This window comes from uncultured Odoribacter sp. (genome assembly GCF_937966165.1).
Classification (GTDB): Bacteria; Bacteroidota; Bacteroidia; order Bacteroidales; family Marinifilaceae; genus Culturomica.
The window spans coordinates 35025-53068 of record NZ_CALCLB010000020.1; the positions used below are offsets into that span (position 1 = coordinate 35025).

Below are 18044 nucleotides of genomic sequence, written 5' to 3' on the forward strand. Positions count from 1 at the left end.
AGATCCTTCGATTCCGGCCGTTCGGAAAATAAACGGTCTAAAAAGGGAAGTGATAAACCGGATCTCTCCCAGAATCAGGCAAGCATTTTTATTTTAATACGTTTGATCTGATTTTATATCAGTAAAATATAGAAAGTTTTTATTATTTTTGCCGCTGAAGAAAAAAGGAATCAAGATCTGAAACCTCAGGAAATTCAGACGGAAAAGTAAAATATAAATTTTTAAAATAAGCTTAAATATATGGCAACAACAGCTGATTTCAAAAACGGATTGTGTATCGTATTTAAAGACGATTTATATACAATCGTTCAGTTTCAACATGTAAAACCCGGTAAAGGTCCGGCATTTGTAAGAACTAAACTCAGAAATGTAAAAACGGGCAGAGTACTGGAAAATACATTTACTTCAGGCGTAAAAATTGATACTGCCCGTATCGAGCGCCGTCCATTTCAATTTTTATACAAAGACGGAGAAGATTATGTAATGATGCATACAGAAACCTATGATCAGGTTAACATTCCGGCAGAGCTCATCAATGCTCCTCAGTTTTTAAAAGAAGGAGATGCAGTGGAAATGGTAGTGCACGCTGATACAGAGACTCCTCTATATGTAGAATTATTACCGACTGTAGTATTGGAAGTTACTTATACAGAACCTGGTTTAAAAGGAGATACAGCTTCTTCTACTGCTTTAAAACCGGCAGAATTAGAGACCGGAGCAAAAGTTATGGTGCCTCTTTTCATTGAAATGGGAGAAAAAATCCGCATCAATACGGCCGAAGGAACTTATGTGGAAAGAGTAAGATAATCGGTTAAATGTAAAAACAATATAGTTGAAATCGGTAAAATCGTTTTCAGCTATATTTTTTCAAAAAGATTTCCGCTTATATCTCCAGTTTGCCTTCAGCCTCATCCATAAGTTTTTCAATCACTTGTTCAGCAGCATTTTGTTCAGCTTCTTTTTTAGAGGCTCCGTTTCCATTTCCCATCACTGTTCCGTCAATTGAGATCATACATTCAAACCGGTTTTTATGATTTTTTTGATTTTCGTGAACATCAAAAAACAATTCTTTCCTGTTTTTTTGTCCCCATTCAATCAACCGACTTTTATAATTCCGGTCAATAGTAACCAGATCCCGGATATTAAAAAAATTCGGGAAAATAAATTTTTCAATAAATTTCTTCGTATTACCGAATCCCTGATCCAGAAACATAGCGCCGATAAAAGCCTCGAATACATCTCCGTATACATGTTTGTTTTTAGATATATCGGACTTAGCCACTACAGCTTTGTCTAAACCAATATTAATGGCCAGTTCATTTAAAGATTCCCGGCTTACTACTTTAGAACGGACGCGTGTCAGAAATCCTTCGTCTTTAATCGGAAAAAACTTATAAAGTAATTCTGCAACAATTGCTCCCAATACGGCATCTCCTAAAAATTCCAGCCGTTCATAATTCAGGACAGTACCGTTTTTTGTATACCGGGAAGCAGATTTATGAAGCAAAGCCAGCTTATACAAATTCCGGTTACCCGGGACAAAGCCAATTTGAGAAATAGACAATCCATAAAACTTATCGTTCCTGTGAAGATAAAGTCTTATGGATTGAATGATTTTCCTAACCACCGCCCAAAAAATTAGAAGTGATTATTTTTTAATAACGACACAAGCGTTGTGTCCACCAAAGCCAAAAGTATTGCTCATGGCCACATTCACTGTTCGCTGCTGAGCTTTATTGAATGTGAAATTCAATTTAGGATCAAGCTCCGGATCGAGATTCTGGAAGTTAATGGTGGGAGGAATCACATCATTTTTCACAGCCAAAACACAAGCAATAGCTTCTATTGCTCCGGCTGCCCCCAACAGGTGACCTGTCATTGATTTAGTCGAACTGATATTTAAATTATAAGCATGTTCTCCAAAAGCTTTCTGAATTGCTTTGGGTTCAGCCACATCTCCCAAACCGGTTGAAGTACCATGAACATTTATATAATCTACATTCTCAGGTTTAAGACCAGCATTTTCAAGAGCACCGAGCATTACGTCACAAGCCCCCTCTCCGGTCGGATCAGGAGCTGTCATATGATAAGCATCGCAATTTGCGCTGCCTCCGGCTAATTCCGCATAAATTTTGGCTCCTCTCTTTACAGCATGTTCGTATTCTTCAATGACAAGGCAAGCACCACCTTCACCGATGACAAAACCGTCTCTGTCCACATCAAACGGACGGGAAGCTGTCTTCGGATCATCATTACGCGTAGAAATCGCTTTCATGGCACTAAAACCACCGACACCCGGAACTGTAATAGCAGCTTCTGAACCACCGGCAATAATAATATCAGCTTTTCCTAAACGTATAAGGTCTAATGCATCAACCAAGGCATGAGCCGATGAGGCACAAGCCGATACAGTCGTATAGTTAGGACCTTTAAATCCATGTTCTATAGCAATCATACCGCCTGCCATATTCGCAATCATCTTAGGTATAAAAAAAGGGTTGAATCTCGGCGTCCCCTCTCCTAGCGCAAAGTCCCGGCATTCTTCGAAAAACGTCTGCAAGCCGCCAATTCCAGCTCCCCAAATTACACCAATTCTCTTTACATTCTCCTGTTCCACATCCAGACCAGAATCCTGAAGCGCCTCCCGGGCTGCAATTAACCCGAACTGCGTATAGAGATCCATTTTACGAACTTCTTTCTTATCAAAATAAGAAACCGGATCGTAATCTTTTACTTCACAGGCAAATTGTGTACGAAATTTTGATGCATCAAAACGAGTAATAGGACCGGCGCCACTGACACCTTTTACTAAATTGTCCCAAAACTCCGGTACGTTATGACCAAGAGGGTTGATTGTTCCAAGACCTGTAATTACTACTCGTTTCAAATCCATAGAATTGTTATTGGTTTTTTACTTTGCGTTAGCTTCTACATAAGAGATAGCATCACCTACAGTAGTGATCTTTTCAGCTTGATCATCCGGAATGGTAATATTAAATTCTTTTTCCAATTCCATAATCAATTCTACTGTATCCAAAGAGTCAGCTCCCAAATCATTTGTAAATGTAGCTTCCGGAGTAACTTCTGTTTCATCCACTCCTAATTTGTCAACGATGATAGCCTTAACTCTACTTGTAATGTCAGACATAACTTTAAATTTTAATTAGACATTTATTTTTTACTCTCACACGTATTTTTCCATACGCATATTTATCAAAACTCGTCGCAAAGTTAGAGTTTATTTTTTTTCTAAAAAATTTTTTGACAGGAATATAAGTTTTATTACCTTTATGCAATTGATTTTTAATGTTTTACAAGATGAAAAAAATAGCAATATTCGCCTCTGGATCAGGTTCTAACGCCGAAAATATCATCCAATATTTCATTTCCAGGCCTGAAATATCCGTTGATTCGGTCTTTTGTAATGTACCAGACGCTTATGTTTTAAAAAGAGCTGAAAAATACAATATACCTACTTTTTTGTTTGACCGCAAAGATTTGAAAGACCCGGAAAAGGTATTCCAAACCTTGCAGGAACGCCAAATTGACTTTATCGTATTAGCCGGATTTTTATGGCTGATGCCTGCCTTTATTGTATCTGCTTTCCCCGATAAAATCATCAATATTCATCCGGCTTTGCTCCCCCATTACGGAGGAAAAGGAATGTACGGGATGAAGGTACATGAAGCCGTCATTGCAGCAGGAGAAAAAGAAAGCGGAATTACCATTCATTATATTAATAACCGATACGATGAAGGAAGCCCGATTTTTCAGGCCCGTTGCCAGATTGAAACAAAAGATACACCAGAAAGCCTGGCCCAAAAAGTACATGCATTGGAATACGAACACTTCCCCCGGGTAATAGAGGAAACGATTCAACATTTAAAAAACTGAAAACAAAAAGATATATAAACTGAAACAATTAAATTTACCGGCTTTTAATTCCTAAATTTTTCAGGATGAAATTTACACACTTTCACGTTCACTCACAATACTCTATACTCGACGGAGCTGCCAGCATCCCCGGCTTGATTGACAAGGCAATAGCCGATGGCATGACAGCCTTATCCCTTACAGACCATGGAAATATGTTCGGGATTAAACTCTTTTATGATACCTGCCGCAAAAAAGGGATAAAACCCATATTGGGATGCGAAGCTTATGTTGCCCGTGAATCTTTATACCGCAAAGAAAAACCCATTGACCGTTCCGGAGAACACCTCATTCTATTGGCCAAAAATCAGCAAGGATATACCAACCTCGTACAACTTTGTTCAGTTGCCTTTATTGACGGATTTTATTATCGTCCCCGCATTGATAAAGCCTTGCTGGAAAAACATCATGAAGGTTTGATTATTTCTTCTGCCTGTCTGGGCGGAGAAATCTCACAAAAGATTATGGCCGGAGACATTGCCGGGGCAGAAGCTGCTGCCCAATGGTACAAAGACCTGTTAGGAGATGATTATTACCTGGAAGTCATGCGGCATCCGGCAGCAGATCCGAAATTAAGATCGGAGGTATATGAAAATCAAGAACTTTGTATCAAACACATTCTTCAAATCGGAGAAAAATTAGGAATTAAAGTGATTGCGACCAATGATGTACACTTTCTCAATGAAGAAGATGCAGAAGCTCATGATATGCTAATCTGTCTAAATACCCGCAAAGATATTGACGATCCCACCCGTATGCGCTATACCCGCCAGGAATGGTTTAAAACAACCAGTGAAATGGTCGAGTTATTCAAGGATATTCCACAGGTCATAGAAAATACGCAGGAAGTTGCTGATAAAATTGAAGAATACCAACTTGATTCCGATCCCATTATGCCTGTTTTTCCCATTCCTACGGAATTCGGCACAGAAGATGAATATCGCAAACAATTTACAACAGAAGATTTATTCAATGAGTTCACCCGGAACGAAAAAGGGGAGGTCGTCATGTCAGCTGAAGATGCCCATAAAAAAATAAAAAAATTGGGAGGGTATGAAAAACTCTATCGTATTAAGCTGGAAGCCGATTACTTAAAAGCTTTAACGATGAAAGGAGCTGTCAGACGTTACGGGGAGCAACTTACTCCGGAGTTACAGGAACGGTTGGCATTTGAACTTCACATCATGAAAACGATGGGGTTCCCAGGCTATTTCTTAATCGTTCAGGATTTTATCCAGGCAGCCCGTGATATGGGGGTAATCGTAGGTCCCGGCCGGGGATCAGCAGCCGGCAGCGCTGTAGCATACTGCCTTGGGATAACCAGTATAGATCCGGTAAAATATGATTTACTGTTCGAACGTTTTTTAAATCCGGACCGCATATCCTTACCGGATATCGACGTAGACTTCGACGATGACGGGCGCCAGCGTGTATTGGAATGGGTGACCCAAAAATACGGAGCAGATAAGGTGGCCCATATCGTTACTTTCGGAAGTATGGCCGCGAAGATGGCAATTAAAGACGTAGCCCGGGTATTGAAGCTGGATCTTTCAGAGGCAAACCGCTTGGCTAAAATGGTTCCGGAAGCCCCTAAAATGACTTTAAAAAAAGCTTACAAGGAAAACCCGGATTTAGAAAAAGAAAAAAAATCCCCCAATCCTCTTATTGCCAAAACCATCCAATTGGCAGAAATTTTGGAAGGTTCCGTACGTCAGACAGGGGTACACGCTTGTGGTATATTGATCAGCAGGGATCCCCTTACAGAACATATCCCGATTATGCCTACTGAAGGAGAAAGTCTGATGACGACTCAGTACGACGGGCATTTCGTAGAGCCGATCGGTTTGATTAAGATGGATTTTCTGGGACTGAGGACGCTTTCCATTATAAAAACCTGTCTGGAAAATATCAAAGCCTCCAAACACTTGGAAATAGATGAAAATCAAATCCCGCTGGACGATAAAGCAACCTTTGAACTTTTTTCCCGGGGAGAAACGACCGGACTGTTCCAGTTCGAGTCGCCCGGTATGAAAAAACACCTGAAGGCTTTGCAACCCAACCGTTTTGAGGACCTGGTTGCTATGAATGCCCTTTATCGTCCGGGACCGATGGAATATATTCCCCAGTTCATTAAACGAAAACATGGGGAAGAACCTATAGTATACGACCATCCCATGATGGAACCTTTCCTGAAAGATACCTACGGAATCACTGTTTATCAGGAACAAGTCATGCTTCAATCCAGGGCCTTGGGTAACTTTACCCGGGGTATGTCGGACACTTTGCGGAAAGCTATGGGCAAAAAACAAATTGACACCATGAACAAGCTGAAAGACCAGTTTATTCAAGGATGCCGGAATAATCCGGATTTTGTCAAAGGTTGCCAGGATGTCGGGAAAGATGTAGAAACTTTAGTAAATAAAATCTGGGGAGATTGGGAAGCTTTTGCTTCCTACGCTTTCAATAAATCACATTCGGTTTGTTATGCTTATATCGCCTATCAGACCGGTTACCTGAAAGCTCATTATCCCGCAGAATTTATGGCAGCCAACTTGAGTAACAACCTTTCCCAGATTGAAAAAGTCACTGTATTCATGGATGAATGCAAGAGGATGGGACTAAAGGTATTGGCCCCCGATGTTAACGAATCCTTCAACGATTTCATGGTGAACAGTAAAGGAGATATCCGTTTCGGAATGGCAGCAATTAAAGGGGTAGGAGAAGGAGCTGCAGATAAAATCATCGAAGAAAGGGCGAAAAACGGCCCTTATAAGGATGTATTTGACTTCTTTGAACGGATCGATTATAAAAGCGTAAATAGAAAAACCCTCGAAAATCTAATCATAGCAGGAGGATTGGATAGTTTCGGTTACCACCGGGCCCAATATTTTCAGCCGATTGATGCGACAAGCACTATACTGGATACATTGATTAATTTCGGACAAAAAAATCAAAAAGACAGTCTGAATTTACAGGTATCTCTTTTCGGAGGTATGGAGGGGTATGAAGTAGCCCGGCCTAATATCCCGCATTGTGAACCTTGGACAGAACTGGAAAAATCGAAAAAAGAAAAAGAACTGATTGGGATTTACTTAACGTCGCATCCCTTAGATCCCTTTAAACTGGAAATTAAAGCCCTGTGTACTCCTCTGGAAGAACTTAGCAGCAACCTGAATGCTCTACGGGAAAAAGATATCACAATTGCCGGTATTATCATTAACAAACGGGAAGGAAAAACCAGGAAAGGGAACGATTTCGGAATCCTCACCATAGAAGATTTCAGCGGTACTTATGAATTACCTTTTTTTGGAGAAGATTATATTAAATATCGCAACTATTTTATTCTGGAAACCGCTATATATATTAAAGGGAGAGTGCAAACCAAAAAATGGAGTAACGATCCGAACGAACTCTCATTCAACATCAACAGCATCGATTTATTAAATGTCATTGGAGAAAAATTGATCAAATCCATTACTTTGATGGTCGATATCAGTCAACTGACTTTTGAAACGTTGAATGAAATAAACAATCAGTTTATCTTAAAACATTCTACTGATAAAAAGACGAACCACGTCCCTTTAAATTTTATACTTTACGACCAGAATGGTTATAACGTCAAAATGTTCTCAAGAAGTTGTAAAATAGAACGTTCGAGAGAATTATACGAATATTTTGAAAATAATGATGCCATTAAAATGAAAATTAATTAATTTCGCAGAGCAAAGCGAAGCAAAATCGTCAGATTTTGTAAGCAAAGCGAAGCAAAATCCCCTGATATTGCAAAAAAAATGAGGTAAAATCACTGGATTTTGTACACCTTTATAAGGTAAAAACACTAAATTTCTAAAATAAAGAACAAAGAGATCTTTTTAGAAAAGCAGATAAAACCGCCTGAACGGTTTTATCTTACCCTACAGATAAATATGAACTTTTAAAATAATTATTATGGCTATAATTGTTAATGATTCAAATTTTGAGGAAGTAGTACTGCAATCGGAATTACCGGTTTTAGTGGATTTCTGGGCAGAATGGTGCGGCCCATGCAAAATGATGATGCCTATTGTAGAAGAGGCTGCTACTGAATATGCCGGAAAACTCGTTGTGGCAAAAGTGGATGTCGACAGCAGTCCGGGTACGGCAGCCCGTTTTGGAATACGAAATATCCCAACTATTCTTTTCTTTAAAAACGGGGAAGTGGTTGACAAACAGGTAGGGGCTGCTCCCAAAACATCATTGGCAGAAAGGATAAAAGCCATATTGTAACTGAATACTTAAAGAGTAGTTTTACAATATTTCTCAACAAAAAGTGGATTTAAGAAATTATTCAAATTCTTTAAATCCACTTTTTATTTTAAAATCGGTTTGGGGAAAAGTATAAACTTTCCCCAAAGTTTGTTTACTTTCTGTTTCCTCCAAATTTATAGCCGACAGTCACCCGGTAAGTATTTTTCAATGCACTGTCGGAATCAGCAGCCAGCCAGGAAAAATCTCCTGTAAAATTACAGAAATGAACTCCACAACCAACTGTTGCATAATTTTCCCCGCCTTTATCTTCATCGGCAATATGATACCCTCCTCTGAGGGACACCAATTGTCTGAAAGTATATTCAGCTCCAATGCCAGCGCTAAACAATTCGCTACCGGAAGGAATAAACTGATAATCGAGATTTACACCACATAACAACTGATGATTTTTCGAGAACGGAAGGGAGAGGGAACCTCCTAATTTAGCCATTCCAGGCAGATCATACTTTGTATCAGCATATTTAATTTTCGTGCCAATATTAGCCACTTGTAAGCCTACCGTCCAAACGGCACCTTCCAATAACTGCGTTTTATGGTGATAATACAAACCCAAATCAAAAGCAACGGCAGATGCTGCGTCGGCAATGCCCATATCTGAATAAATGTAATGTGCAGTAAGAGCCACAGCAAAATTTTTAGCAATCAAACGGGAATACCCTAAATCTATAGCCCATTCCTTAGGTTCTGCCTTATCGGTTACATTTCCATCTCCATCCGTAATTTCCACTGCCGGATTTGTAAAATACCGGAATCCGGCTACGATACCTTGCTTTTCTCCTATCTTGAAATAACCGCCTCCCGTATGAAAATCATAACCGGAAACTTTATCCCTCATCCAAGGTATATAAGAATAAGCTACAGCAGCTTTTTCAGGAGCAAACACAATGGCAGCAGCATTGTGATAGAAAGCAAATGCCTGGACCGGCAAGGCAACACCTATATCTCCCATACCGGCTGAACGGGCATCCGGAGTAATTTTCAAAAAAGCTGCCGCTTCAGAATTACTTTGCTGAGCAGACACCTTTAAAATAGGAAGTCCTAAAATAAATAAACTGATATATAGAAATTTACACCACATAATTTTATAATTTAATTATATTATTTTTTATCTCTTTTCCTCCATAATTAACAACTACTAAGTAGGAACCGCCACTCAGCTTACTCATATCAATTTCTACCGGAGCATAAGGGCTTATGATTGTATTTTCTTTCACCACCAATGCGCCTGCAGTATTATAGATATTCACCTTGATAGCCCCACTAATCTTTTCTCCCATCCGGATATGCAATTTATCTGTAACCGGACTCGGATAAAGATCAATTTCTCTGGAATCATCCCGGGAAGTCAATACAAAAGTTGAACTACAGGATGTCTGAGAATCACTAGCCGATACAGTTACTTCCACCGTACCATATTTCAATGCGGTAATCGTCAAAACTCCCTCATTACTGATTTCTGTCTTCACTACACCCTTCTGATTGACTTCTACTTCATATTTCAACTTTTCTCCGTCCATATCTTCGAAATAATCAGCTAAAGTAACCTGATGTAAAGTTCCTAACTTACCAAAATACAAATTTTCCAAATCCTTTATTACCTGAGGAGGATTATTTACTGTCATTCCGCTTACATAAGCTGCCCCTGAAGTATTTCCCCAGCTATCGATTGCAACAACGGCAATATAATATGTTTTTCCTATTTCTAATCCACTGACAGTAGCTTCCATCATGTCTCCCACATTTTTATCCCCTATATCTACTGACTGCCTTTGTTTTACCGAAATTGTATTCAAATTCACTCCCGACAAAGAAGAGGTACTCCAATATATTTCAAAACTAGCTGGTTTTTCATCGTCCTCATCTACCGGTACTACCCAGTTTAAGTCAACAGAAAAAGCCTTCCAGCTGGCTTTCAAGTCTTCTACTGACTGAGGAGGAATTCCGGAACCGCCCCCTAATACCAGGCTCGCATCGATATAGCCAGCCCCCATTTTTCCTTTGTATGCAGGATTATAAGTATCAATGTCTTTGGTTCCTTCCAACAGTATTTTTCTCAAAGCCTCCGGTGTAAAACCAGGTCCGCCTTTGGCAGAAACAGCCAAAGCAGCAATTCCGGATACATGAGGACAAGCCATTGAAGTTCCTTGCATATATCCGTATTTATTGTCCGGGAGCGTACTTAATACCATACATTTATCGGTATACTTATATCCGAGTCCCTGGGTCCCTCCGGGAGCGGTAACATCTACCCAATTTGCAAAATTTGAATACCAGGCTTTTACATAATCCGGAGCCATTGCCGCAACTGAAAGGACTTCCTCATAAGCTCCGGGATAAGCCATATAATCCATATCTTCATTTCCTGCTGCAAAAATAACTATCCCTCCTTTCATAGGACCTGTCTGATTTCCGTTTTCGTCAATACCGGCATATTTGATAAAATAATCGATCGCTGCCCGGGTAGAAGCATCCGAGCCCCCGTTTTCAAAACCCCAGCTATTCTGAGAGATAACAGCCCCATTGTCTGCTCCGTATTTGATAGCAGCAGGCAACAGACCAGTCCCCATATCTTTCTCCGGATTATTGGGGTTCGGTTTAAAAATCTGACAGCTCATCAAACGTACTCCATCCCCATTACCACTTCCTCCGGCTATTCCACATACTCCTTTACCGTTATTATTTACAGCAGCAACCGTCCCGGCAACATGCGTACCGTGTGAATGAGCCACAATCGTTGCACTGTAATCGACAAAATTCCAACCATAAATATCATCTTTATATCCGTTCCCATCGTCATCTCTCCCTGTCGTTCCATTCTTCTCAGCTGTATTTATCCAAATATTAGCCGCTAAATCCTCATGATCCACATCAATACCTCCGTCTACGATTGCTACAATCACTTCCCGCGATCCATGAGTCACTTCCCAAGCTTTAAATAAATTGATATCAGCCCCTCTTTTTGAATACGCCAAACTTCCGTCATTCTGATAATGCCATTGATCCGTCAAAAGCGGATCATTCATTGCAGACGAAGAAGCTACTGCTATGGCTTGCTGAGTCTCTGCATAAACAATTTTATCTGTTCCTCCTACCCTTATAATCTTACGGATTGGTTCCACATAATCAATTTCAGGAATATCCGAAAAATCAGAAATAGCCCGGGTCGTGGGTATATCTTCGTCAAAATAAACATTGTACCATAAATGTAAACCTTCTTTCCGGGTTCTTGCTTCAAATTTTCCAGCATAAGGAAATAAACGTTCAATTCTGGAAGCTCCTAAACGGACCGCTAATTCATCCAACTGAGTAAACCCGGTCTGCGCTTTACCATTCACCGAAGTCAATTGTAATTGTGGTTCTGCACTTGCTTTTAAGCGAATTCTTATACAACCTTTCAGGTAAGCATCTTCATCTATCACGATCTCTCCTGGATCATTTTCTAAATTTTTTTCCCTAAGTTCATCGTCCTGACACGAAAACAGGAAAATAAGAATAAATACAGCAAATAATTTAAATTTCATACTTTGGGATTAATATTGGTTTAAGTTTGTAATTTTTTAATTCGCAATTATACACAATTATTATCAAAAATAAGCTAAAACAATTCAATTTTTTAAAATATACTTACCGGAGAAAGGAATTAAAAAGGCCTGAAATAATCTTTCCAAAAAATAAAATTAATCATTTTTATATTTCATAAAAATAAACAATTCCTCAATAGAAAAAGCAAATGATTCTTTTCGCTTTTTGTAACGTTCTTTTGCTTATATTGTTTTTCAATTTTTGTTTATAAAGTTTCTAATGCTATTATAGGTCTTAATTTTTACCTATAAAAGTAATTCCAGGGATTTTTCCGGAAATGTGAGTTTCGCTTGTAGTTTCGCTGCAAAAGGAACTTACAACATTATACAACAAAGGCTTTCTCGCTGAAAACCACCAAGAAAGCCTTATTTCCTCAAAAAGTCTGCCTAAACTTCTTAGGCAGACATAAGGAGAAGGATTCGTTATTTATTCACCCGTGACAGTAATAACATAAGATACGTCTCCGAATCCTCCTCCGGCATCCGGCACATCTGCACTCAATGTAAAAGAAAGTGCATTATCACAAGTAGAAGCTTGGGCGTTTGTAGCGGGGGTATAATAGCCCATCCAGAAATCAAAACCTTGATACCAGCCGGCACAAACCATTTGAGCCGGAATGATCAGAGAATAATCTACTTTATTAATCCATATTTTCAAGGTTCCCCCGGTATCCCAAATATCGGTAACAAGTATTCCGAATAAATCACTTTCGGATATTCCTTCCGGAATAGATTCGGGCAGATCACCTGCCGGCAAGGCAGATACATTTACCGGATATTCTGTTCCGTCTTCACTACATATAGCCGGTCCGATAAAATTTTCCTCCACAAAAGGACAAAAGGCCGTATAGCTTACCCGGTAGGAATAAGTCCGGCTACCGATTTGCCAGCCGGTAAATAATTTGTTGTTAAAACCCATTTCAGAAGTCCAGCCTGGAACGACAAAACCACTATTCAGAACGACATTCGTAGTAAAACTCATATTGTCGCCCAGTTCAGGTGCTTCTATCCCCAGCTGCTGACAGATTTTTTCCATATTTAAAGTGATTTCAACCGGGAAGGTAGTAATGTTATCTTCTACAATGACCGTTTTTACCTCTTTAGCTGCATTCGTGTATATACACATAAGTTCCGCATTTTTCATATAACTGTAATCTCCTTGCTGAGGAGGAATCATCAGTTGTATTTTGTAATTTCCTGCGGTTGTTCCGGCATTTAGAACACCATCAGAACCTTCTACACGGGTTACATCGATAGCAACTCCTCTTTTAACGTCGTCCAGAGGATAAGGAAGATCCCTGTCACAATTGCTAAAAGCGATGGCTAGTAAACCGATTATGAATATTGTTTTAATTTGTCTCATATTTCTGGTGTTTTATATTGTTAAAAGCTATTTATCCCAAAATACATTTGAAGACGAGACATTGCGTCCACTGTTTTTAACATTGGGATTCCGACTGATTTCACTGTTGGGATACCACATAATTCTTTGGAAAGCATTTAATCCTTTTAAAGGTACAGTCTGCGGACCAACTGTCGGTGTTTTATCCCTGAGATAAGGAGAAACGGCCTCTCCGTTTGCCGGAGCAAACAATTTCGGGTAACCGGTACGCCGAATGTCATTGTAAGCTTCTACGCTGTTAAAGAAATTAGCAATCCATTTCTGTGTCATTACGATTTCCAATTTGCCTTCTGCCGATGCTGCATCGTATTTTTTCATTATTGCTTCGATAAATGCATCCAGGGTTTCATTATCAATTGTAGGAACAGAGGCATTGCTAGCCACAGATACGCTATTGACATGGTAGACGGATTTCTCTATCCCTTCCCGCAAATAAGCTTTCGCATCTCCGGAAATCTCTCCTGCCAAAACCAATTCTGCCAACATAAAAGGAACCGAATAGGCCTGGATCATTTTTTCCGGAGCAATTCCATTTCCTACACTTTGATCACATTTTCCACCCTGTCCGTCGTCATATTTTCCACCACAGGGATAAATACCGATAAAAGTAGATGTAGCTCTTTGATCATTACCTGCAGCTGAAGAATTGGAAGCCATGAGTATGGAAATAAAAGCTCCGTCCCGGTAATCCGTTTCATTCTGGGCTTCATCTGTCGCTTTCTTTTGATTTACCCAGTAATAAGGAATCCGGGGATCCGTGATACCAGCAAATGGATTTTCTTTGGCATTATAGACTTTACCGGCCATAATTTCATAAAACCAGGGGCTGATATAATAAGTACTTTGTCCGCCCAGATACTCATCTACATAAGCTTGATTCCGTTCGTCCGGGTTATCCTGTGCAGAATGTTTTAACTCAAAATCTTCTCCGTTTTGTAAAAAATTATTTTCGTTCAGTAAAGCTGTCAGCTTACCGGACCAATCTGTAATTTCTCCCTTCGCTTTCCGGGACTGAACTAATAACCTCAACTCAAGAGTATTGGCCATACGGGTCCATTTCTCGACATCTCCTTTATAAATAATATCTGCATCCTTGGGTCTCAACAAATTGGCAGCTTCTGTATCGTTTAAATTTGCTTTGGCCTCTTCGACCAGACTGATCAAGCTATTGTAAATATCCTGGCTGGCATCTAATTTAGGAGCTGTAATAGCTTCAATATTAAATTCGCTGTAAGGAATATCACCCCAGAGATCTACCAGACTGGAAAAGATATAAGCTTTGATTAATTTACCAATACCTGCATAAATCATATTTTCTTCCGCTTCAGCTGAAGTAATCACGGCATCTGCATTCTTCAATGTGGATACATAGGCTTGCAGCCAGGTATTGCCGAGATTCGCAGCAGTTGCCGAGATGCCATAATTATCTACTTCCCGGGAAGTAAGATGATGTACATAAGAAGGAAGTATTGAACCCATATAGTATCCCGGAGCAAAAGTCATACCGGCATTGTATTCTACATTCGTAAGTAATTTCGGTAATTCTGCCGTAGTCGGCAGGTTAGGATCAGTGTTAATGTCCAGGAAGTCTTTCTGACAACTTGTAACAAATAATAGAAACACTCCCGTAATGATTGGGGTAAAATATCTTATTTTCATATCGTTTCGTATTTAGAATGTCAACTTCAGGTTAAAGCCATAACGTTTGGCCGAAGGAGCCGAGGTATAGTCAATACCTTGCACATTTCCTCCACCGTAACTACCTGCTGTCGGATCGTAATTGGTGTGTTTGGGTACGTTCGGAGCATAGAACCACAAATTACGGGCAACAAAAGAAAGACTGGCACTTCCTAAGAAAGTCTTTTTCAGCCACCTTTTAGGGAAGTCATAGCTAAGCGATAATTCCCTCAAACGAAGTACAGTAGCATCGTAAGTAGCCACTTCGTCTACACCATTGATCGCAAATGTAGAGACAGAGGAACTGCTGACAAAGTAAAGGTCGCTTTCTGTCATTTGTACATAGTTCGGAATCTTTTGCCCCTGGGAATTCAACAGTGGTTTTTTAGTAGCCGGATCTGCCAACACTCCAGGAAGAATACGGGTACCTAAACGGTCTTCCGTGTCTTTGGTTACTCCTCTTCCTAAAAGATCGGTTATATAAGTACTGTATACGCATCCGCCGTATTGTAAATCAAACATGATATTGAATGAAAAACCCCTGTAAGAAAAAGTATTACTCAAACTTGTCTTAAAATCAGGATTAGGGTCTCCTATATATCCCTCTTCATCTGCAATGATATAAGCCCCTGAATTAGGGTCAACCAAAAGGTTTCCTTCTTCATCCCTGGCTAATTTTGTACCTTTCAATATTCCGTAAGGTTGTCCCACTGCCAATACGGGCTTCGGAGTAGAGAATGCTCCTCCGACGGTAATTTCTTCCACTCCGCTGACCAGTTCCTTTACTTCACTCCAGTTCTTTGAGAAAGTCGCGTATAAATTCCATTTAAATCCCCCGGCAATGACAGGAGTAGCATCCAAACCGATTTCCAATCCACGATTATTCATCTTACCAAAATTAGTATAGTAGCTGGTATAACCAGTAGAATAAGGAAGGCTCAAAGGAGCAATCTGATCCGTACTGTTCCGGTTGTAATAAGAAAAATCCAGATTCAGACGGCTATTGAACATTTGCAGGTCTAAACCGACCTCTACTTCAGAGGTGAATTCCGGTTTTAGTTTCGGGTCAAATCTGACATCCCGCAATGCCATTTGTGCCTGGCCTAAATAGGGTTGCCCCAACAAATAAGTCCCATTTTTATAATAAGGGCTAGCATCATTCCCGACTTTAGCCCAACTGGCCCGGATTTTACCAAAATTTAAAGCTTTGCTATTCAAATGAAAAGCATCTGTAAATACGAAAGAAGCGGTAACAGCAGGATAGAAATAACTCCTGTGATCTTTCGGCAGTGTAGAAGACCAGTCATTCCGTGCACTTAGGCCGAGAAACAAATAATTTTTGTAGTCGAAGGTTATATCTGCAAAGAGAGCCCATAAACTTCTCCTTGAATAATATTCTTCTGCCGTTTGAGATTCCGTATTTTCCAGATTATATACCCCCGGAGACATGATATTTAAACCTGTAATCTTCCTTTGCTTGACGGTTAACTGGTTTACATTGTTCCCTAATGTTGCCTTGAAACCGATATCTTCAGTTATATCTTTATTGATATTGATTAATAAAGTAGATTCAATTTCCTGCGTATTATATTCATCTGTCAGGATACGGCCTTTTCCTCCTAATGCCCGGGATCCCAGATTTAATACTTCTTTACGGTCCATTTTATAATCGTTGATACCTAAGGTATAATCGGCAGATAACCAACTCAGAAAATCGTATCCCAGATTTATTTTGGCTACGGTACGGTCCATCGTGGTTTCGATTTTATTATTTTTCCAGGACCATAACGGATTATCTGCCTGATCTCCTACGAAAAACAGAGAACCTCCGGATGGGGTTTCATAAGGGAGTGACATATCCCAGCTACGTCCCAGGATTAAAGCCCGGGCGAAAGAAGAAGCCCCGATGCCGCTCGACTGATTATTTCCATACATAGGACCGTGTTGGATGGTGCGGGAATAAGATAAATTACCTCCTGCACGCAATCCATTTTCTAATTCATAGTTTCCTCCTACGCCGATGGAATATCTTTCAAAATCGGCATGCGGAATATAACTGTCCTGTTTCATCCGAGAAATAGTAGTATTGAAATTACCCTTTTCTCCCACCTGGGAAATATTCAAAGAACCTTCATAAATACCACCGACCCGAAATAAATCCTTTACATTATTTTTATAGGCTTTATAAGGAACCATCTCAGGTAAATCCGGGTAATTAGCCCTGTAAATACCACCTCCGTATATATCTAAAGGTACTTCTGTTACTTCCGCAAAATCTGCCCCCCAGGAACCGTTAGCCCCGCCGGGAAGGAAATTATTACCGGTACCGTACCTGTTTTGATAATCGGGCAATTTACCTATCGTTTCGATAGTATAGGAACCCGTAAGCGTTACTTCAAGCCCTTTTTGTGCATTGGCTTTTTTAGATCCGGATTTTGTAGTAATCAAAACGACTCCATTGGCAGCCCGGGAACCGTAAAGAGCAGATGCAGCAGCTCCTTTCAGAACACTCATACTTTCAATATCGTTCGGATCTAAAGTAGAAAGCCCGCTTCCGTAGGCACCTCCGGCCTCACTGGCCTGATTGGAAGAGGTCGTTTCATTATTACTATAAGGAATTCCATCTACAACGTAAAGAGGCTGATTATTCCCTAAAAAGGAAGAATTCCCCCTTATGGTGATACGGGTAGCACTACCAGCCGCTCCTGAAGGAGCGTTGATGACAACACCCGGAATTTTGCCGTCCAAAGCTCTCAAGATATCCGGTTCTGCTTTCTGTACTCCTTCGTCCGCATCTACTTTTGCAACGCTGTAACCCAATCCCCGTTCTGCTCTCCTTAATCCCATTGCCGTTACCACAACTTCATCCATACGCATACTTTCGCTCTCCAGTTTTACGTTGATTACATTTTTTGTTCCAACAACTATTTCCTGAGATTTCATACCAACGAAAGAGAATACCAAAATTGCATTTTCGGGAACATTCAGAGCGTAATAGCCATCGATGTTGGTGGATGTTCCTGTGCTAGTCCCTTTCACTACCACAGTCACGCCAGGAAGTGGAGTACCGTCACCCGCATCAGTGACTGTACCGCTTACCTGCCTCTCCTGAGCCCTACTAAGCTGTATCCCCAATATCATCA

At 40.2% G+C, this 18044-nt stretch carries 12 protein-coding genes; 4 read left to right on the top strand and 8 right to left on the bottom strand.

The features are described from left to right. Nucleotides 1-240 precede the first annotated feature (240 nt). Nucleotides 241-807 (top strand): elongation factor P, encoded by a 567-nt coding sequence (gene efp, locus Q0465_RS09575; protein WP_298615562.1) that lies wholly within the window; start codon nt 241-243, stop codon nt 805-807. A gap of 76 nt (nt 808-883) precedes the next feature. On the opposite strand, the gene rnc is transcribed toward efp, so the two are convergent. Genes rnc through Q0465_RS09590 form a run of 3 tightly spaced genes read right to left on the bottom strand, consistent with a single transcriptional unit; the run spans nt 884 to nt 3148 of the window. After that, a complete protein-coding gene (rnc, locus tag Q0465_RS09580) occupies nt 884-1627 on the bottom strand; it encodes a ribonuclease III (RefSeq protein WP_298615565.1) in 744 nt (247 codons plus the stop codon). 21 nt (nt 1628-1648) lie between these two features. Then, on the bottom strand, nt 1649-2893 hold the full coding sequence (gene fabF / locus Q0465_RS09585; protein WP_298615568.1) for a beta-ketoacyl-ACP synthase II: 1245 nt from the start codon (nt 2891-2893) through the stop codon (nt 1649-1651). 18 nt (nt 2894-2911) lie between these two features. Next, nucleotides 2912-3148 (bottom strand): acyl carrier protein, encoded by a 237-nt coding sequence (locus tag Q0465_RS09590; RefSeq protein ID WP_009137766.1) that lies wholly within the window; start codon nt 3146-3148, stop codon nt 2912-2914. 170 nt (nt 3149-3318) lie between these two features. Here Q0465_RS09590 and purN point away from each other — a divergent pair, with 170 nt between their 5' ends. The 3 genes from purN (at nt 3319) to trxA (ending at nt 8199) form a co-directional block, all read left to right on the top strand. Continuing rightward, a complete protein-coding gene (gene purN / locus Q0465_RS09595; protein WP_298615574.1) occupies nt 3319-3894 on the top strand; it encodes a phosphoribosylglycinamide formyltransferase in 576 nt (191 codons plus the stop codon). A 65-nt stretch (nt 3895-3959) separates the two neighbouring features. After that, a complete protein-coding gene (dnaE, locus tag Q0465_RS09600) occupies nt 3960-7646 on the top strand; it encodes a DNA polymerase III subunit alpha (RefSeq protein ID WP_298615576.1) in 3687 nt (1228 codons plus the stop codon). 235 nt (nt 7647-7881) lie between these two features. Continuing rightward, a complete protein-coding gene (trxA, locus tag Q0465_RS09605) occupies nt 7882-8199 on the top strand; it encodes a thioredoxin (RefSeq protein ID WP_298615578.1) in 318 nt (105 codons plus the stop codon). A 133-nt stretch (nt 8200-8332) separates the two neighbouring features. On the opposite strand, the gene Q0465_RS09610 is transcribed toward trxA, so the two are convergent. The 5 genes from Q0465_RS09610 to Q0465_RS09630 all read right to left on the bottom strand — a co-directional run bounded on the left by Q0465_RS09610 (nt 8333) and on the right by Q0465_RS09630 (nt 18042). Next, the gene (locus Q0465_RS09610; protein ID WP_298615581.1) at nt 8333-9319 is read right to left on the bottom strand and encodes a PorV/PorQ family protein; all 987 of its coding nucleotides are present in this window, start codon (nt 9317-9319) and stop codon (nt 8333-8335) included. A gap of 4 nt (nt 9320-9323) precedes the next feature. Further along, nucleotides 9324-11762, bottom strand: coding sequence for a subtilase family N-terminal domain-containing protein (locus Q0465_RS09615; protein ID WP_298615583.1), 2439 nt, complete (start codon nt 11760-11762; stop codon nt 9324-9326). 487 nt (nt 11763-12249) lie between these two features. After that, entirely contained in the window at nt 12250-13185 is a 936-nt protein-coding gene (locus Q0465_RS09620; protein WP_298615585.1) for a hypothetical protein, read from the bottom strand. Nucleotides 13186-13212: 27 nt separating this feature from the next. After that, nucleotides 13213-14883, bottom strand: coding sequence for a SusD/RagB family nutrient-binding outer membrane lipoprotein (locus Q0465_RS09625; RefSeq protein ID WP_298615587.1), 1671 nt, complete (start codon nt 14881-14883; stop codon nt 13213-13215). Between the two features lie 12 nt (nt 14884-14895). Then, nucleotides 14896-18042, bottom strand: a complete 3147-nt coding sequence (locus Q0465_RS09630; protein ID WP_298615589.1) for a SusC/RagA family TonB-linked outer membrane protein — start codon at nt 18040-18042, stop codon at nt 14896-14898. Nucleotides 18043-18044: the final 2 nt, after the last annotated feature.